Raw genomic sequence first — 18,818 nt, 5'->3', positions numbered from 1 at the left:
CGCAGCAGTGAGGCAGTAAAAGAGCGGGTAGGTTTTTACACTTAAAATACCACTCTTTTCCCTTTTCCCATGGAAGCCAAAGCCACTCAAGCCCTGCTCAACGAATTGGTCGAAACCCTTAAGGACGGTCAAAAAGGTTATGCCGATGCTATGACCGACGTTGAGGATGCGAACCTGAAAGACACCTTCAAAAAATACGCCGCTCAGCGAGCCGGCTACATCACCGAAATTGAGGACCAGATGTTTAGTCTGGACCTTCACCCCAAAACCGATGAAGGCTCGTCAGTAACGGGCACAGTACACCGCGCCTGGATTGACTTGAAGTCGGCCCTGACCAGCAAAGACAACCACGCCGTACTGGCCGAATGCGAGCGCGGCGAAGACTACGCCAAAAAAGCCTATCAAACCGCTCTGAAAGCCGAAGACTTGCCCTCTGCTCTGAAATCAGTTATCGAAAAGCAATACCAAGGCGTTCAGGCAGCGCACGACGCAATTAAAGCCCTGCGCGATTCGTCGAAATAAAGACCATAGATTGAAAGGATTGAACAGATTGATTGTGGTTCCACTTATTTTCTGTAATTCTATTTCCGTTTAATCTAATTCGTCAAACAGCAAAAAGGCCCCTCAAGAAATTGAGGGGCCTTTTTGTTAAAAATATTTTTAGCTAAATCAGCAAATAGTCATTTTCAACAAGCAATAAATAACATAACGACTTGCTCGGGCTGCACAGGCGGGGGAACCACAAAAAATCAGTTCAATCCGTTGGAATCCGTTCAATCTGTGGTTCTATTCGTCGAAGCTTTCGTTGCGCGGGGCACGGGGCGCATCGCCTTCGCGAGCACCACCAAAGCCGCCTTTGTTGCCATAAGCGGGCTTGCTGCCGTAGCTCGGCTTGTCGCCATAGCTGCTTTTGCCACCGTAGCTCGGCTTATTGCCGTAGCTGCTGCCGCCTTCGCGGTTGCCGTAGGCGGGCTTGTTGCCGAAGCTGCTACCCCCGTCGCGGTTACCTTTGTACCCCCCGCCGTAGCTGCTGCCGCCTTCGCGGCGCTCGCCACCACCGTAGCTGCTGCCACCGCGGTTGCCACCTTTGTAGCCCCCGCCGAAACCACCTTCACGGCGTTCGCCGCCGCTGAAAGGCCGACGCTCACGGTCGCCGCCGAAGCCGCCGGGACCACCGCCCGTGCGGTTGAATCCTTCTTCTTTAGCCGCGCCTTCCTGCACCGGAGTAGCAACGCTGAAGGTAACCGGAGTCCCTTGAATGCTGGTGCGGCCCAGTTTGCTCACAATCTCATCGGCATATTCTGACGGCACTTCCACGAAGCTGAACTTATCGTAGAGAGCGATATCGCCCACTTTGCTGCCCTGCAGGTTGCTCGACTCCGAAATCAAATCCACGATGTCACGGGGATGAATCCGGTCTTTTTTGCCCATTGAGATGAACAAGCGGGTAAAGCCAGCGCGGGCTGTGCCGGCTGCCTTGCTGGCGTCGAGGCTCTGCTGAGCACTCTTATCCTCTTTCATAGTCATTTTCAGCAGCGCCGCGGCGATGTCGAGCGAGGTCATTTCCTCGCTCTGGTCGAGCAGGCGCTGCACGCGGCCCACGTATTTCTCCAGGTTGCCCTTTTCTACAATTTCCTTGATTTGATTCAGGAACAGCGTAGTTTTCACTTCCGAAACATCGGCAAACGACGGCACCTGCTCCAGTTTAATTTGAGCCTTGGTGAAACGCATGATGTCGCGCAGCTTGTAAATGTCGCGGCCGCTCACAAACGTGAAGGCTTTACCCGACTTGCCAGCGCGGCCCGTGCGGCCAATGCGGTGCACGTAGTATTCTTCATCGGCGGGCAAGTCGTAGTTGAATACGGCCTCCACGTTGTCCACGTCGATACCACGGGCGGCCACATCGGTAGCAACCAGCACTTCGATAGTCGACTTGCGGAATTTATCGAGTGTGTTCTGGCGCTGCTGCTGGCCCATGTCGCCGTGCAGGCCTTCGGCGAAATAGCCTTTGGCTTGCAAATCCGCCACGATTTCATCCACCATGCGCTTGGTGTTGGCGAAAACGATGGACGACTTCAGGTTATACATGTCGAGAATGCGGGTCAGCACATCCTTTTTCTGGGGGCCGCGCACCTCAAAGTAGCTCTGCTCGATGTTGGTCACCGTCATCGTCTGGTGGTTCACCTTCACTACCTGCGGGTCGCGCTGGTACTTCTTGGTGAGTTCCATGATGGGCTTGCTCATCGTAGCCGAGAAGAACACCGTCTGGCGTTCCTTCGGCATCTTGCTCAGAATGAACTCGATGTCGTCGCGGAAGCCCATATCGAGCATTTCGTCGGCTTCATCGAGAATGATTTTGGTGGTGTTTTCCAGCTTTAGGGTGCCACGCTCGATGTGGTCCATAATGCGGCCGGGCGTGCCGATAACAATCTGAACACCACGCTCCAGGGCGCGAAGCTGACGGTCATAGGGGCTGCCGCCGTAAATCGGCACCACCATCAAACCACGCTTGTATTTGCCCAGCTTCTGGATTTCGCCCGAAACCTGCACCGCGAGTTCGCGAGTAGGGCAAAGCACCAAAACTTGTACGTCTTTGCTCTCAGCATCTACCCCGTCAATGGCGGGAATGGAGAAAGCGGCAGTTTTGCCGGTGCCCGTCTGGGCCTGGCCAATTACGTCTTTGCCAGCGAGCAACACGGGAATAGCAGCAGCCTGAATGGCCGAAGCTTCCTCGTAGCCCATCTCGGTAATGGCGCGTTGTACTTCCTCAGAGAGGTTCAGTTCGTCAAAACGAACAACAATTTTATCAGCTTCCATGAATGTGGAAAAAGGTAAGGGGGTAAGAGACTTCGCTCCGAAAACAGCCGTACTCAGCGACGTTTCCCCTCCTTCTACCTTGTCACAATCAGGCGGGAAAAACAACCAATAAACTACGCGGCCAACGCGTTACGCCTCTACAGGCTTGCGCGGACTCAGGGCCATCCTCAAATGCGGGTGCAAAGGTAGGAGTTTTTATTTGAAAAAGCTATAACAATTAAACGAATTTATCCAGTCTATAACTGAACGTCATGCTTCAGCTATGCTCAGCATGATATTCTTTTTCAGATTTTGTCCCATCCACCGGGCACAAAAAAAAGCCCACCAAAGGCAGGCTTTCTTAACACAAAGCTAAAGCAGGACTAAACCAGCGATACTTTAACAGCGTTCGGGCCTTTTTTGCCTTGGGCTACTTCAAATTGAACTTTGTCGTTTTCGCGAATCGAGCTTACTTGCAGGTCGCTGATGTGAACGAAAATGTCTTCGCCAGTTTCGTCGTTTTTGATGAAACCAAAGCCTTTGGTCTCATTAAAGAATTTTACCGTTCCGGTGGGCATGGTGGTTGTGTTGTGGGTTTCCCTAAGCTTTTGGGCCACCGTGGCTTGGTTTCTTAGGTTGCGTCAAAGATAGGCAGAAATTCCAAATGACCAAGTCAATAGGTATTTTTTTCAATGGCTGCCGACCTTTGCCTGCTCCCCACTTCTAGTACGATATGACTGACGCGCCAGCTCACAGCTTTTCCCACGAGTTTCAAGTACCAGAAAGTGCCATTGATGCCCTTGGGCATGCCAATAACGTGGAGTATGTGCGCTGGGTACAGGACGTGGCGGGGGCACACTGGCTGTCCATCTGCCCGGCCGAGGCGCATGACCTATACATTTGGGTGGTGCGCGAGCACCGCATTCGCTACCTGCAATCGGCCTTCGCGGGTGAAACGCTACGGGCCAGCACCTGGGTGGGCGAAACCAGTGGGGCCACATCGCTGCGCTACACCCGCCTCACCCGCACCGCCGATGGCGTGCTACTGTGCGAGGCGGAAACCACTTGGGTGCTGCTCGACCCAAAGAGCGGACGGCCGGTGCGGGTGACGGCGGAGATGGTGAGTTGGCTACGGCCAAATTGAAGACTTACTTTAAGCGTAAGCCTGGTCTATTTGGCTGCTCGTTGTGCCACACTTCATGCAGACGAAAACATTGATTACCCAACAATCACCCAAGTCGTAATTATCGCCAACAGAATCAATAGTCGCGTAGCAGGTCATTTATTGACTGCACATCGTGCATAATGGCATTTCAACATTTTCACTGACAGGTTCTCCGCCTAATTTATTTCTTATTCCCGCTACCTCATTCCAATTGCATCTAACAGCCGCTCTTAATTCTTCAATATCTGGCGACATAATTAATTTAATTTCTGGAATTAGCATTTCAGGATTCAAAGAATAAAGTCATCCTCACTCCTTCCGCATTTACTCTTATCCGACTTATTCGGGTAAGACGCACTAAGCAATGAAGGATTATTTGCTGCTTGCATACTGGCACCCGATAGCTCAACTTCATCCCATCCAACCACCCGTTTTTTTATATGAAACACATTCTACTTTTACTTTCGTTGATATGCTGTCTTGCTGCGAATTCGAATGCTCAGGAAAGCTCTAAGCAGTTTTCGCCAATAGAAAAAGTTCGTTTCGGGGCTAAAGTTGGTTTGAACGTATCCAATACCAATTTCAATCGCGGGGTGCCGCCCCCGGTTGTTCCCGTCGGCACTAAGTGGAAGTCCGGAATCGCCGTTGGGTTTCTGGTGCAGGTTCCTATCAGCAGGGCGTTTTCGTTGCAGCAGGAATATCTTTTTTCGCAGATGGGCGGCGAGATTACGGATTCCGGCACGGAATACAAATTCAGCTATTTATCGTTGCCTTTATTATTAAAATATGGGCTTCTATCCCGCTTCGCGGTGTTTGCAGGGCCGCAATTTGATTTCTTAATTCAGGCGAAACAACAAGTGAGCGGAACTTCTTTGGATATAACACATGACACGGAAGAAAGAAGTGTCGGGGCGACGGCGGGGGTGGAATATTACGTGTTGAAAAACGTGAGTTTGACGGGGCGCTATATGCACGGGCTGAACCATATTGGAATTGGGCAGCGGTCGAACATCACAGAATTCATGTATGAATCGGTGCAAGTTGCAGCCGAGGTTAAGTTTTAGAAAAAGCGTTTGGCACACATTGCAATGAAGCCTTCTTTCCGCATCTACTCCTCTTCGGCTGGGTCGGGCAAGACCTATCAGCTCACCAAAGAATACCTGCTGCTGGCGCTGGGAGCCGACGACCCGGCGTATTTCAAGCGGGTGCTGGCCATTACCTTCACCAACGATGCGGCGGGAGAAATGAAGCACCGCATTGTAGATGCGCTGCGGGATTTTGCCTACCCCAAGGAGGGCAAAACGAATACGCTGCTGGCGGAGGTAGCCAGCGAATTGGGCCTGTCGACGACGGAGGTGCAGCGGCGGGCGGCGGCTACGTTTCGCCTGGTGCTGTACCACTATGCCGATTTTGGGGTGAGCACGATTGACTCGTTTGTGCAGCGGATTGTGACGGCGTTTACCCGGGAGCTGAGCTTACCGGCCACGTTTGAGGTGGAACTGGATACGGATGCAGTGCTGCAAAGCGCCGTGGCCGCGCTGCTGGATAAGGTGAACCGCGACCCGAACAGCAAGCTGCTCTCACAGACGCTGGCGGAATATGCGCTGGGACAAGCCGACGAGGGCAAAAGCTGGAGCCGCCTGCCGGAGGAACTGGCGGGGTTTGGCCGGGTGCTGTTTAACGAGACGGTGCAGGAAGCGGTGGCGCAGCTGGATAAGCTGAGCCTGGCCGATTTCCGGCGGCTGGACAAGGAAATCCGGGCGCGGCGGGGGGAGATTGAGGCGGCGTTTGGGCAGACGCGGGAGGTGGCGCTGGCGGTGCTGGACGCGGCGGGCGCGGCGGAGGCCGACTTTTTTCAGGGCAAGCGCGGCATTTTTGGGTACGTGCAGAAGGGTGTGGATTTGCTGGCACCCGAGGCCGGGCCGAACAGCTACGTGCGCGCCACGCTGGCCGATGACAAATGGTACAGCGGCAAAATAAAAACCGCCGCCGACCGGGAGCGCGTGGATGCGGTGAAGGAACCGCTGAGCCAATTGGTGGCGACGCTGGATAAATTGCGCGCTGACTATTTACCAAATTACACGTTGCTGGCGGCCATGCAGCCGTATTTATTTCACGCCTCGCTGCTGAGTGAATTAAATAAAATAGTGGAACAAATCAGCCGCGAGCGCAACGTGGTTTTAATATCGGAATTTAACCGACGCATTGCCAGCATTGTGCTCACCGAACCGGTGCCGTTTTTGTACGAGCGGCTGGGTGAGAAATATGAGCACATTCTGATTGACGAATTTCAGGACACGTCGGTATTGCAATGGAATAACCTGCTGCCGCTGGTGGAAAATACCCTGGCGAATGGGCACTCCAGCCTGGCGGTGGGGGATGCCAAACAGGCCATTTACCGCTGGCGGGGGGGCGAGATGGAGCAGATTCTGCGCCTGCACCAGGGCAACACGGAAGCGCTGGCGGCGCGGGCCCGGGAACCGGAGATGCGCGAGCTGCTGCGCGGGCGGTATGAGTCTTTCAATGGCAAATTGGAGCCGCGCGCCCTGCAGGTGAACTACCGGTCGGCGCGGGAGATTATTGATTTTAACAACTCGTTTTTTAAGGCGGTGAGTGAGCGGCACGAGGCGCTGGGATTGGTGACGGGGATTTATGACGCGCATTTTGGGCAGCTGGCACCCGGTGCCGTCACCTCCCCCCCCGGCCCCCTCTCCCGCGGAGAGGGGGAGCCAGACGACACCCAAACGAAATCGCCAGGCTCCCCCCTCTCCGCGGGTAATGCGCATCAAGCATTTGCGGGGGGCCGGGGGGGTGCGGTGGCCGTTGGCCACGTCGAACTCCTCTTCACCCAAAAGGACGCCCCGGCCCTGCTCTACGACCCCACGGCCGGCGCCTACACCACCGAGCCCCTCCCCGGCCACGCCCCGGAGGCGCTGCTGGGCTACGACGAAAGCACCTGCTACCTCACCCTGCAACTGGTGGAGCAGGCCTTGCGCGACGGCTACGAGCTACAGGACATCGCAGTGCTATGCCGCACGCGCGGGGCCAGCAAGACCATTGCCAAGTTCCTGAAAGAGCGGGGCTACGCCATTATTTCGGCCGATTCGCTGGCGCTGGAATTTGCGGAGGTGGTGAACCTGCTGGTGAGCATTCTGCGGGTGCTGCACCAGCCGGCCGATACGCTGGCGCGGGCCGAAGCCCTGCTGCTCGTGGACAAGGTGGTGCGCGGGTTGGCTCCCACGCCGGCGCGGGCCCGCCACATTGCGGAGGTGGCGAATGCGGCGGGCGGCACGTCGTTTTTTAATGAGCTGCGGGCGCTGGGCTACGACGTGCACGAGGCCGAAACCGGCAACCTGGGCCTCTACGAGCTGGCCGAACGGCTGCTGAACCTGTTCGGACTGTTGGGACGCAACGGGGAGAGCGACTACTTGTTCCGCTTCCTCGATTTGACGCTGGAATACAGCCTGAAATTTGGCAACAACCTGGGCAATTTTCTCACGCACTGGGAGGAGCGCAAGGGGCGCATCAGCATCAACGCGCCGGGCGGGCGGGCGGCCATCACCATCACCACGGTGCACAAGGCCAAGGGCTTGGCGTATGGCGTGGTGATTGTGCCCTTTGCCGATTGGAGCCTAGAGCCGCACCGGGGCACCCTGCTGTGGGGGCACCTGGAGGCGGGCCAGAAGCCGATAGAGCAGATGCCCGACGTGGCGGTGGTGAGCCTGAGCAAGGGCATTCAGCAGACGGTATTGGGGGCGCAGTACGACGAGGAGCGCGAGAAAACCTTCCTCGAAGGGCTGAATACGCTGTACGTGGCCTTCACCCGGCCGCGCCACCGGCTCTACGTCATCAGCAAGCGGCCGGCGTTAGTCGTTAGTTCTTCGTTGTCAGTTGTTGGTGCGGGCGACAAGGAGCTAACAACTGACAACAAACAACGAACAACGAATGACGCCGCCCGCACGGTGGCCGATTTGCTGCATGGTTACCTGTTGGGTCGCGGCGAGTGGCAGGAGGAACAAGTGTCTTTCGTTATATCCCAAGGCACACCAGCCGCCAAAAAACCTAACAACCAACAACCAACAACCAATAACTATAACCTCACCAACCTGGCCGCCGCGCCCTGGGAAGACCGCCTGAAACTGCGCCGCCACGCCACCACGCTCTTCGATTTCGACGAGCAAAAGGCCCAAGGCGAGTGGGACCGCAAGCTGCACTTTGCCCTGCGCCGCCTGCTCACGGCCGCCGATGTGGGCCGGGTGGCCAGCCAGCTTGTGGCCGAGGGCATCCTCAGCGCCCGCGAGCGGCCCCGGCTGGTCGAGAGCCTGGAACGGCTGGTGAGCGACCCGCGCCTGGCCCCCTACTTCGCCCCGCACCTGAGCGTGGAAACGGAGCGCGAAATATTGGTGGGCGGCGTGAAGCTGCGCGACTACAAGCCCGACCGCGTGGTGCTCGAACCCTCCCTCGAAGCCCACCACCGCCTGGGCGGCCGCGTCACGCTGATGGATTTCCGCCTGCCCCCGCCGCAGGAGAAACATAAGCGGCTGCTACGGAACTACGCCACGCTATTCGAGCAGCTGGGGTACGCGGAGGTACGCGGGGTTATTTATTACTTCGGGACGGGGGAAGTGGTGGAGGTGTGAGGGCATTACGAAGTGATGCAGCAAAATCTACTACCTCCCATCGTATAGCAGTTGGCAGCGCGCATGGGTTGGTTCAAGCGTATCAACATAAAAGGCATACTGCTTTCTATCCGCTTGCTTTTCAAACCTTACTTCCGTTTTGCGTTTGGGCGCAATGAATTTAGGCATCTCCGCAAAGGGAAGAAAAACAGCGTTTGCAGGGTCTTTTTGTGGCAATAACGTCAGGCCTTTGTTTTCATCTAAAAGGTATAGCGTATACGAAGCGGGCGAATAAAACCGGGGCACTGTATAACCCATTTCCTCTACGTATCCATCGTAGCGAAACTTACCCAACAGCTGACCTGTACGAGTATGCAGCACAAAAGCATTGGGGATTTTCTTCTGCGCCGAAGTAGACACAAATTCCTGTTCAGTGCCCTTAGGAGTGCGTTTTTTTTGCCATTCCCCCAGTTCATACACAGTAACTAAGGCAGTATCACTCAAGAAAAAAGCGCTTCTTAATTCTGCATCGGGCTTCTCTAAAGGAATAGCGGGCCGATTGGCCCTCAGGACTTCATCTTCCGTGAGCAGGGTGTAGCCATCCTTGGAGAGCGTGGGGAAGCTTTCGGGGCCACCGCCATAATCGTTGCCATTGGCCATTCGTATCACCCGGCCTTGTAAGTCAAGAAGTAGCACCGCTTCGGAGCCCCAGTCGGTGCCGGGCACTGCAAAGCCGAGCGTGAAGACCAGCGCCCCGAAAGGCGCGCTGTATCCTAAAAAGGTGGGGGCTTCCGCACCGCTTTGCACCACCACTTCCGCGCCAATTCTCTTGTAGAAGTCAGCCTTGTGCAGCTGTCGCCGAAATACTGGCCGGTTAAGTGAATCGCGCAAGGTGAAAGTAAATCTTCCCTCGTAGCCTCGTATCATATCGGAGCGGCCGGGTTCAGATTCAACCATCGTGGTCAGATGTTGCGTGGAATCCAATTCGGACTGCACACGCAGATGGTAGGGCTGGCCATTTAGGGTGAGCAGCGTATCGGTCGAAGTGGGGGGTACCCAATAAGGCAAAGAAGGAGTATCAGCTGTCGCCGGAATTGCGGCAGTTGGTGGCGCAGGTACTGGCGCGGACGCCGCTGCTTTGGTTTCAGTTTTGGTAGTGCGCTGGTCGCAGCCAATAAGAAATGCGAGGCTTAATAGCGCAGCAGATGGAAGGCGCATGTGAGAAAGAAAGTGGCGAGGGTTATAAGGAAACGGTAAAGAACGTCAGCCTCTTCTATTTCCACCCCGCTGGCGCGCGTCTGCGACGCGCTGCCGACTGGAACCGAGCCGGTGGCTCGGGGGCGAACGACTCGCGGCTAGGCTTGTACACCCGGCCCACTGCCCGAGCCACCGGCTCGAAGCCAATGGGCAGCGCGTCGCAGACGCGCGCCAGCAAGCAGCGCGCCAGCAGGACCCGAAAAAATTCCCCCGCTGCCCATGTCACCTCGTGCCGGGAGCAGTGGGGAGCCCCCGGAGCCCTGGGCGCGGGGTGCCGAAGGCCGTGGGGAGCCCCCGGCGCACCTGGCTGCCGGAGCCGGGCACCGTGGGGAGCCCCCGTTGCCACCGGCACGGCGGGCCGAAGCCAGCAGGGATGCCCCTGGGCAGGCGGCCCCGGCGGCCCAAAATGGCGGGGGAAATAGCGGCTTTCCCAAAATTTTGCGCACCTTAGGCGGGCCGTAGCCTTACGGTGCATTTCATCCCTCATTCTTACTTCTTTACCTCATGGCAGACCAATCTACCACGCCCATTCCGGCCGGCTCTCCCACCCCCGCTCCAGCCACCGATGCGGTGGTGAATCCCAAGCTCCTCATCCCCAAAAAAGACGGCCCGCTGGCGGAGGTGGCCCGGCTCGTGGCCGATGCCTGGGGCAAGGAAACGTGGTTTCTGCTGCGCTGGAAAGCCCAGGCCGACTTTGCCCAGCTGGTGGCTGAATTCAGCACCGCCATCACCGCAAAGCGTGGGGCTGCCACCGCCCGCACCCCGCAAAGCCAGCGCTTGCAGGAGCTCGATGACCAGTTTGACGAGGGCCTGCGCATCCTGAAAAAGTATGTGAACGAAGACAGCGGCTACGACAAAGCCCGCACCGATGCCCGCCTGCCCGGCTTCGGCCTGCTGGCCAACAAAAACGGCGGCTTCATCCTGAGCCGCGACCGCGACCAGCGCCTCGTGGCCCTGCGCGATATGCTGCTGCCCAGCGTGGCCGCCGCACCTTTTGCCGCCCGCGAGTTCGGCAGCGCCTACTGGCAAACCCGTTTCGATGAATACAAAATCCTGTTGGGCCAGACCGATGGCCTGGCCGGCAAAGTCAGCAAGTCGGTGAGCCAGAAAGACACCGCGAAGCTGGAGCTGCGCAAGGTGCTGCAGGCCGTGGTGTACGCGCTGAAGGCGAATTATCCGGATACGTTCGAGGCCGAGCTGCGGAGCTGGGGCTTCCGGAAGGAGGGCTACTAGTAGCGCGAACTTTTAGTTCGCGTCGTTGCGCCGGTTGAATCGACCTCACGGCGCGGGGACGCGAACTAAAAGTTCGCGCTACTCCCGGTGGCTCCTGCTTTTGGCCAGCGGGTAGCCCCAGCGCACAACTGCACTCATGGCACTTTTTAACCTCTTTTTAACTCCTTCTTAACTGAATTCAAATCAGAGGCCTGGGCGGGTGGCGGTAATTTTGCATTCCATTATTACCCTTACCCACTGGCATGGCGGCTCACTCTGCACACGCTTCTGCTTCGCCCCCGCCCACGCCCTGGCAGCGCCTGGTGCGGATGCTGGACACCGAGCGCGACACCATTCGCTACATCTTTTTTTATGCCCTGGTGGCGGGCATGGTCAGCCTGACGCTGCCGCTGGGCACCCAGGCGGTGTTTAATCTGGTTTCGACCGGGGCCGTGTTTGCTTCGACCTACATCCTGATTGGGGTGGTGGTGGGCGGCGTGCTGCTGGGCGGCGTGCTGCTGCTGGGCCAGATGGTGCTGGTGGAGGCCATCGAGCAGCGGCTGTTTGCCAAGGCGGCCATCGAGTTTGCCTACCGCCTGCCGCGCATCAGGGCCGAAGCCCTGGCCGGCGCGAACCCGCCCGAGCTGGTGAACCGCTTTTTCGACATCCTGACGGTGCAGAAGGGCCTCACCAAGCTGCTGATTGACCTGGTGTTTGCCGCGTTCCAGATAGTGTTTGGGGTGCTGGTGCTGGCTTTTTATCACCCGGTGTTCATTGCCTTGGGCCTGTTCACTATTCTGAGCATCGTCGGGATTTACGCCCTCAACTACCGGCGCGCCCTGAGCACGAGCATCGAGGAATCGGCCTATAAGTACGAGGTGGTGGACTGGCTGGAGCAGGTGGCCGCCGACCTGCCCGCCTACCGCGACGAGGAGGCCCGGCGCGAATACGCCCTGGCCCGCGCCGACGAGCTCACCGCCGGCTACCTGCGCGCCCGCAACGGCCACTTCCGGGTGCTGAAAACCTACTTTAACTACGGCATCGCGCTGCGCCTGCTGCTCACGGGCGGGCTGCTGATTGCGGGCACCCTGTTCGTGGTGTCGCGCCAGATGAGCCTGGGCCAGTTCGTGGCCGCCGAGGTGCTCATCGTGCAAATCAGCAGCGCCATCGAGAAGCTGGTGAGCGGCGTGAGCACGGTGTTCGACATGCTGACCGGGGCCGAAAAGCTGGCCGCCGTCACCGACCTGCCCCTGGAAGAAGCCAACTCCCAAACCACCAAAATCCATGCTTAACCTCAGCAACCAAAGCGTGGCCGAAACGGTGTGGCACGAAAAACCCCGGCAGTCGCAGCAGGAATTGCTGAGCGCCGAGCGCGGGCACTGGCTGGGCCGCACGCTGCTGGTGGTGGGCCTCGTGTTCGTAGTCATCCTGTTTCTGCCCTGGCGGCAAACCATCGAGGGCAGCGGCAGCCTCACGGCCCTCACCCCGCAGGACCGGCCCCAGGCCGTGCAAAACGCCATCGCGGGCCGCATCGAGCACTGGGCCGTGCGCGAGGGCCAGCGCGTGCGCAAGGGCGATACGCTGCTCACCATCTCCGAAATCAACTCCGAATACTTCGACCCCAACCTGCCCGAGCGCCTGCGCGAGCAGCTGGCCGCCAAGCGCGGCAACGTGAGCGCCAACGCCGCCCGCGTGGTGGCCGCCGGCGCGCAGATTGACGCCCTGCAAGCCGGCCTGCAAGTGCAGCTCGCGGCGGCGGCCAACCGCGTAGCGCAGGCCCGCAACACGGTGGCCATCGACCAGGCCGATTTGGTAGCCGTCACCAACTTCTTCGAAACCGCCAAAAGCCGCCTGGCCCGCTACGAAGTGGGCTACCGCAACGGCCTGTTTTCGCTCACCGACATCGAAACCCGCCGCTTGAAACTACAGGAGGATTTGGCCAAAGTGACCTCGCAGCGCAACAAGCTCGCCAGCAGCCAGCAGGGCCTGGCCAACGCCCGCATCGCGCTCAGTGAGATTCGGGCCAAGTACCAGGAAAACCTGGCCAAAACGCAGTCCGACCGCAGCTCGGCCGTGTCGAGCCGGGCCAGCGCGGAGGGCGAAGTGGCCGTGCTTCAGAACAAAATCAGCAACGTGGAGGCGCGGCGCGGGCGCTACATCGTGCGCGCCCCGCAGTCGGGCATCGTGGTCCGCACACTCAAGGCGGGCATCGGCGAGAACATCAAGGAGGGCGAATCCATTGCCACGCTCCAGCCCGAAAACCCCGTGCTGGCCGCCGAAATGTACGTGCGGGCCATGGACGTGCCGCTCATTCAGCGCGGCCGGCGGGTGCGGCTGCAGTTCGATGGCTGGCCGGCCATCCAGTTCTCGGGCTGGCCGTCGGTGGCGGTGGGCACGTTCGGCGGCGTGGTGTCGGTGATTGACGTGGTGAGCAGCACCAACGGCCGCTACCGCCTGCTGGTGCGGCCATTGCGCGGCGCGGGCGACGAGCGCGCGCACATTTGGCCCCGGCAGCTGCGCCTGGGTTCGGGCGTGTACGGCTGGGTCATCCTCGATTCGGTGCCGGTGTGGTACGAAATCTGGCGGCAGCTCAACGGCTTCCCGCCCAGCCTGAAAGCGGAGCCCGACGGCGCAACGCCCACTTCGGCCGGGGGCAGCAAGGAGGAAAAGTCGAAATGAGGATGCATATTTTATTCCTGCAAGTCAGCCTGCTGGTGCTGCTGTCGGCGACTGGTTGGGCCCAGGTGCCGCGCCCGGCCCCGCCACCCACCGTAGCCCCGCCCCTGCCGGTGCGGGGGCAGCCCCTCACGGCCGTGGTGCCCGTGGACACGGCCCGCGTGTTTTCGTTGCGGGATTTGGCCGAGCTGGTGTTTGCCAACCACCCCATCGTGAAACAGGCCGCCCTGCTCAGCGAGCGGGCGCGGGGCCAGGTGCTGCAAGCCCGCGGCGGCTTCGACCCCAAGGCCACGTCGGGGTTCGACCGCAAACTCTTCGGCGGCACCGACTACTATAACAAGTGGGCCAACGAGTTTAAAGTCCCCATCTGGCTCGGCGGCATCGACCTGAAAGCCGGCTACGACCGCTACGTGGGCACCTACGTGAACCCCGAAACCCGCACCCCGCTCAATGGCCTGGCTGGCGTGGGCCTCTCGGTGCCGCTGGGTCAGGGCCTGCTCATCGATGCCCGGCGCAGCACCCTGCGGCAGGCCCGCATCCTGGTATCGGCGGCCGAGGCTGACCGGGTGAAGCAAATCAACGACGTGTGGCTACAGGCCGCCAAGGACTACTGGACCTGGTACTACACCTACCAGCAGGCCGCCCTCATTCAAGAGGGGGTTGAGTTGGCCGAAACCCGCTTCCGCGCCATCCGCCAGCGCGTCGATTTGGGCGACCAGGCCCCCGTCGATTCCGTGGAAGCCCGCATCACCACCCAGGACCGCCAGGTGCAGGCCGAACAGCTGGCCGTGGACCTGCAAAACGCCCGCCTAGTGCTCTCCAACCACCTTTGGAACCAGGACAATCAGCCCGTGGAGCTACCCGCCCGCGCCATCCCCCAGCCCGCCCGCGTGGACAGCGTGACCCGCCAGGAGTTCGCCCGCCTGCGCGAGCGGGCGGCCACCGAGCACCCTACCCTGCGCAAGCTCGACGCCAAAATCCTCCAGCTCGGCGTGGAAGAGCGGTACCGCCGCGAGCTGCTCAAACCCACGCTGAACGTGAGCGGCACGCTGCTAAGCCAGGGCGATTTTTATCGCCCGGAGCTGCCTGCGAGCTACAGTTTTGGCTTGAACAACTACAAGGTGGGGGTAGATTTCGCCCTCCCTATTTTCCTGCGCCAGGCGCGGGGACAGCTGCAAGTGGTCCGCCTCAACGTGCGCGAAACCGTGCTGGAGCAGCAGCAGAGCCGACGCACCATCGGCAACCAGGTCACATCTGTATACAATTCCCTGCGCGCCTACGAGCGCCAGCTGGCCGTGCAGACCCTTACCATCGCCAACCAGCGCACCCTGCTGCAAGCCGAGCTCCAGAAATACGACCTCGGCGAAAGCACCATCTTCCTCATCAACGCCCGCGAAACCAAGCTCATCGACCTGCGCATCAAGCAGGAAAGCCTGCGCGCCAGCTACGAAAAGGCGGTGGCGGAGCTATATTATTATGCGGGCACGCGGTCGGTGAACGGGGAGTAAAGCAGTAGCGCGGACTCTAGTTACGCCGACCTTTGCCCCCATGCACACCCTTGACCAACTACGCACCGGCCCGCTCCACGGCCTCAAGCGCCTTGACCTGAGCGCCAGCCTCACCGAATTCCCCCACGAAATCTTCGCCCTCGCCGATACGCTGGAAGTCCTCAACCTCAGCGGCAATGCCCTCTCCTCTTTACCTGATGACCTGGGCCGACTGCACAAGCTGCAAGTGCTGTTTTGCTCCGACAACCAGTTTACCGAGGTGCCCGCCGTGCTGGGCCAGTGCCCGCAGCTGAGCATGGTGGGCTTCAAAGCCAACCAGATACGCACGCTGCCAGCGGCGGCCCTCCCGCCCGCCCTGCGCTGGCTCATTCTCACCGATAACCGGCTGGAAGAATTACCGCCGGAAATCGGCAACTGCCAGCAGCTCCAGAAGCTCATGCTGGCCGGCAACCGGCTCACCGCCCTGCCCAAAACGCTGGCGAATTGCACCAACCTGGAGCTGCTGCGCATCGCCGCCAACCACCTCACCGAGCTGCCCGCGTGGCTGCTGGCCCTGCCGCGCCTGGCGTGGCTGGCCTACGCGGGCAACCCGTTTTGCGAGCGGGCCGAGGCGGAGGCGGTGGCCAGCCACCCCATCCGCACCATTGCCTGGGCCGAGCTGGCGGTGGAGCAGCAATTGGGAGAGGGCGCTTCGGGGGTAATATACCGGGCGAACTGGCGGCACGCCGGGGCCATGCCGGCCGAGGTGGCCGTGAAGCTGTTTAAGGGAGCCGTGACGAGCGACGGCCTGCCGCGCAGCGAGATGGCGGCCTGCATCAGCGCCGGCCAGCACCCCAACCTCATTGCCGTGCGGGGCCGCGTGCGCCAGCACCCCGCCGCCGCCCAGGGGCTGGTTTTGGAGCTGATTGACCCCGCCTTTGGCAACTTGGCCGGGCCGCCCAGCCTGGCCACCTGCACCCGCGACGTGTACGCGCCCAGCACCACTTTCCGCCTCGAAACGGCCCTGCGCATTGCCGTGGGCATTGCCGCCGCCGCCGGGCACCTGCACGGCCAGGGCATTCTGCACGGCGATTTGTACGCCCACAACATCCTGAACACCCCAACGGGCGAGGCCCTGCTGGGCGATTTCGGGGCGGCCTGCTTCTTCGCGCCCGATGCCTCGGCCACTGCCACCGCCTTGCAGCAGCTGGAAGTGCGGGCCTTCGGCTGCCTGCTGGAAGAACTGCTCACCCACTGCGACGAAGCCGAAACCGCCCCCGCCGCCAGCGCGGCCCTTTGGGACTTGCAGCGCCGCTGCGTGCAGCCCAACGTGGCCGCCCGGCCCCTGTTTGCCGAGATTGAGCAGGTGCTGACCGAAATGTAGCAAATGGTAAGCGCCGGTCGGACCGGGGCAAGTGGCATTAGTTCTCCAGCCGCTGGTAGCGAATACGGGGCGCGACGCTCACGGTGTCCACATAAAAGGCAAAGGCATTGCCTTCGCTTTGCACCTCAAACCGCACTTCGACGGGCTTTTGGGGCGGGATGAAACGGGGCATGGCGGCAAAGCGCATTTCCGTGGGCTTGCCGGGCGTGCCGAGCGGCAGCAGGTACAGGCCCCGTTTGGCATCGAGCAGGTAGAGGACGCCATGCGCCCGGAAGCCCGGAATGGTGTAGCCCAATTCCTCATAGAAGCCGTGGTAGCGAAATTTGCTGAGCACCCGCCCGCTGCGGGTGTGCCGCACGAAGGCATTGGGCGCGCGCAGCTGCTGCGGGCTGGGCGTGCGCCCGAAGGTTTCCATGCCATCGGGCGAGCGGATGAGGTGCGTTTTGCCGGGCGCATACACCACCAGGATGGTGGTATCGCTCAGGAAAGAAGCCCCCACCAGCTCAGCATCGAGCCGGGTGAGGCGGAGCGGCGGCCGGCCGGGGCGCAGCAGCTCGGAGGCCGTGAGCAGCACCGAGCCGTCGGCCGAGAGGGCGGGCTCGCACTCGGGGCCGCCGCCGGGCCCGCGGCCGTCGCTCAGGCGCATCACGTTGCCGGCCAGGTCGAGCATGAGGACAACCTGCGCGCCCACGTCGCTGTCGGGCACCATGAAATCCAGAGTAAACACCAGCGCGCCAAGCGGCCGGCTGTAGCCCAGAAATTCGGGCAGATAGGCTTCGCTTTCGGTCACGATATCGGCCCCGGCCCGCTTGAAAAAAGCGGCCTTGCGCAGCTGCCGCTGAAACACCTGCTGGCCCGCGCGGTCGCGCAGGGTCACGGTGTAGCGGCCCTCGTAGCCACGCACCCGCTCCAGGTGGCCGGGGGTGGGCTCGTAGGTGGCCGTGAGATGGCGGTTCGAGTCCGTTTCGGCCTCCAGCAGCAGGTGGTAGGGCTGGCCGTTGAGCAGCACGAGCGTATCGGCGGCGGCGGGCGGGGCCCAGCCGGGAATCTCGGGAGCGGGCCTGGGGGCCGCCCTGACCACAGGCGCCGGGGCTTCGGCCGGCGCGGGCAGCGGGGCTACCGACACACTGGGCAGGGCGGGCGAATCCGACTTGGTGGAGTGGATTTTCTGCTCGCAGCCCGCCAGGGTCGCCAACGCCAGCGCTGCCCCCAGCAGCCCAACAACAATCCAGGTGCGCATTATTTCGTGAGCCAGCCGTTGGCATCGAACCAGTTCCGCAGGCGGTCAGTCCAGAGGTCTTTGGTGGTTTTATTGTTGAGGCCGAAGCCGTGGCCGCCTTTGGGGTAGAGGTGCAGCTCGGCCGGCACGCCGTGGCGCAGGCAGGCCTGATAGAACACGATGCTGTTGTTGACGGGCACCGTTTTGTCGTCCTCGGCGTGCACCAGGAAGGTGGGCGGCGTCTGGGCCGATACCTGCAGCTCAGCAGAATATTGCCGAATCTGGTCAGCCGAGGGCGTTTTCCCCAGCAGGTTATCGCGCGAGCCGGCATGCTTAAGCGTGTCGCTGAAGCTGATGACCGGGTACATCAGCACCAAAAATGCCGGCCGCACCGATACCGGGCCGGAATTGGGACCCACCGGCTGCGTGAAATGCGTGCCCGCCGTGGCCGCCAGGTGCCCGCCCGCCGAAAAGCCCATGATGCCAATGCGCTCGGGGTTGAGGCTGTATTTGGCGGCCTGCTGGCGCACGAGGCGCAGGGCCTGCTGGGCATCGAGCAGCGGGGCAACGGACTTGTCGGGCTGGGTCTGGTCGTTGGGCAGGCGGTACTTCAGCACAAAGGCCGTCACGCCCATTTCGTTCAGGCGCTTGGCCACGTCGTAGCCCTCGCTGTCGATGGACAGCCGGGCGTAGCCGCCGCCGGGGCAGATGATGACCGCCGTGCCGTTGGCGGTGCCCGCTGCCGGCAGAAAGGCCGTGAGATTGGGCTGCACCACGTTGGAAACACGCACTCCTCCGCCCGGCAGCGTGAGGCTGGTTTCCTGCACCGCACTCGGAATAGAGTTCGGAATGGAGCCGGAATAGAGCGGAAAAGTCTGCTGGGATTGCTGAGCCAGCAAGCGGCCCGAGGTGAGCAGCAACAACCCGGCAAGGCGGAAAAAGTACGAATTTCTCATTTGTAGAAGGATTGTACACAAAATTACGTCGGATGGCGGCATGGTGG

General features: G+C 60.5%; 15 protein-coding genes. 9 read left to right on the top strand and 6 right to left on the bottom strand.

Features of this window, described 5'->3' with window-relative positions; translation table 11 throughout:
* Positions 1-69 precede the first annotated feature (69 nt).
* The gene (locus tag J4G38_RS11430; protein WP_210519394.1) at positions 70-522 is read left to right on the top strand and encodes a PA2169 family four-helix-bundle protein; all 453 of its coding nucleotides are present in this window, start codon (positions 70-72) and stop codon (positions 520-522) included.
* A 264-nt stretch (positions 523-786) separates the two neighbouring features.
* Here J4G38_RS11430 and J4G38_RS11425 read toward each other — a convergent pair whose 3' ends face one another.
* Together J4G38_RS11425 and J4G38_RS11420 are read right to left on the bottom strand one after the other, a co-directional pair.
* Entirely contained in the window at positions 787-2,817 is a 2,031-nt protein-coding gene (locus J4G38_RS11425; protein WP_210519393.1) for a DEAD/DEAH box helicase, read from the bottom strand.
* 362 nt (positions 2,818-3,179) lie between these two features.
* Complete coding sequence (locus J4G38_RS11420; protein WP_035564390.1) at positions 3,180-3,374, bottom strand: cold-shock protein; 195 nt, start codon at positions 3,372-3,374, stop codon at positions 3,180-3,182.
* Positions 3,375-3,529: 155 nt separating this feature from the next.
* On the opposite strand from J4G38_RS11420, the gene J4G38_RS11415 reads away from it, so the two are divergent.
* Positions 3,530-3,940: an acyl-CoA thioesterase gene (locus J4G38_RS11415; protein WP_210519392.1), complete on the top strand. Its 411-nt coding sequence runs from the start codon at positions 3,530-3,532 to the stop codon at positions 3,938-3,940.
* A 138-nt stretch (positions 3,941-4,078) separates the two neighbouring features.
* Here the strand turns inward: J4G38_RS11415 and J4G38_RS11410 are convergent, their stop codons facing one another.
* A complete protein-coding gene (locus tag J4G38_RS11410) occupies positions 4,079-4,255 on the bottom strand; it encodes a hypothetical protein (protein WP_210519391.1) in 177 nt (58 codons plus the stop codon).
* A gap of 146 nt (positions 4,256-4,401) precedes the next feature.
* On the opposite strand from J4G38_RS11410, the gene J4G38_RS11405 reads away from it, so the two are divergent.
* Both J4G38_RS11405 and J4G38_RS11400 read left to right on the top strand, forming a co-directional pair.
* Positions 4,402-5,025: a porin family protein gene (locus J4G38_RS11405; protein ID WP_210519389.1), complete on the top strand. Its 624-nt coding sequence runs from the start codon at positions 4,402-4,404 to the stop codon at positions 5,023-5,025.
* A 24-nt stretch (positions 5,026-5,049) separates the two neighbouring features.
* A complete protein-coding gene (locus J4G38_RS11400) occupies positions 5,050-8,601 on the top strand; it encodes a UvrD-helicase domain-containing protein (protein ID WP_210519387.1) in 3,552 nt (1,183 codons plus the stop codon).
* A gap of 30 nt (positions 8,602-8,631) precedes the next feature.
* On the opposite strand, the gene J4G38_RS11395 is transcribed toward J4G38_RS11400, so the two are convergent.
* Positions 8,632-9,798, bottom strand: coding sequence for a hypothetical protein (locus J4G38_RS11395; RefSeq protein ID WP_210519385.1), 1,167 nt, complete (start codon positions 9,796-9,798; stop codon positions 8,632-8,634).
* Positions 9,799-10,341: 543 nt separating this feature from the next.
* On the opposite strand from J4G38_RS11395, the gene J4G38_RS11390 reads away from it, so the two are divergent.
* The 5 genes from J4G38_RS11390 (at position 10,342) to J4G38_RS11370 (ending at position 16,596) form a co-directional block, all read left to right on the top strand.
* Entirely contained in the window at positions 10,342-11,070 is a 729-nt protein-coding gene (locus tag J4G38_RS11390) for a hypothetical protein (protein ID WP_210519383.1), read from the top strand.
* Positions 11,071-11,312: 242 nt separating this feature from the next.
* Positions 11,313-12,341 (top strand): ABC transporter transmembrane domain-containing protein, encoded by a 1,029-nt coding sequence (locus J4G38_RS11385; protein ID WP_226163360.1) that lies wholly within the window; start codon positions 11,313-11,315, stop codon positions 12,339-12,341.
* On the top strand, positions 12,334-13,728 hold the full coding sequence (locus tag J4G38_RS11380) for an HlyD family secretion protein (RefSeq protein WP_210519381.1): 1,395 nt from the start codon (positions 12,334-12,336) through the stop codon (positions 13,726-13,728). Before J4G38_RS11385 ends, J4G38_RS11380 begins: the two co-directional genes overlap by 8 nt.
* Before the next feature lie 2 nt (positions 13,729-13,730).
* The gene (locus tag J4G38_RS11375) at positions 13,731-15,233 is read left to right on the top strand and encodes a TolC family protein (RefSeq protein WP_210519379.1); all 1,503 of its coding nucleotides are present in this window, start codon (positions 13,731-13,733) and stop codon (positions 15,231-15,233) included.
* A gap of 40 nt (positions 15,234-15,273) precedes the next feature.
* Entirely contained in the window at positions 15,274-16,596 is a 1,323-nt protein-coding gene (locus J4G38_RS11370) for a leucine-rich repeat-containing protein kinase family protein (protein WP_210519378.1), read from the top strand.
* 37 nt (positions 16,597-16,633) lie between these two features.
* Here J4G38_RS11370 and J4G38_RS11365 read toward each other — a convergent pair whose 3' ends face one another.
* Both J4G38_RS11365 and J4G38_RS11360 read right to left on the bottom strand, forming a co-directional pair.
* Entirely contained in the window at positions 16,634-17,836 is a 1,203-nt protein-coding gene (locus J4G38_RS11365; protein WP_210519376.1) for a hypothetical protein, read from the bottom strand.
* Positions 17,836-18,771, bottom strand: coding sequence for an alpha/beta hydrolase (locus tag J4G38_RS11360; RefSeq protein ID WP_210519374.1), 936 nt, complete (start codon positions 18,769-18,771; stop codon positions 17,836-17,838). The genes J4G38_RS11365 and J4G38_RS11360 overlap by 1 nt, the downstream gene beginning before the upstream one ends.
* Between the last annotated feature and the right edge of the window lie 47 nt (positions 18,772-18,818).

Source organism: Hymenobacter terricola, assembly GCF_017921975.2.
Lineage (GTDB): Bacteria > Bacteroidota > Bacteroidia > Cytophagales > Hymenobacteraceae > Hymenobacter > Hymenobacter terricola.
The sequence above is the reverse complement of the archived record's forward strand: the minus strand, read 5'-3'. Positions and strand labels throughout refer to the sequence as shown.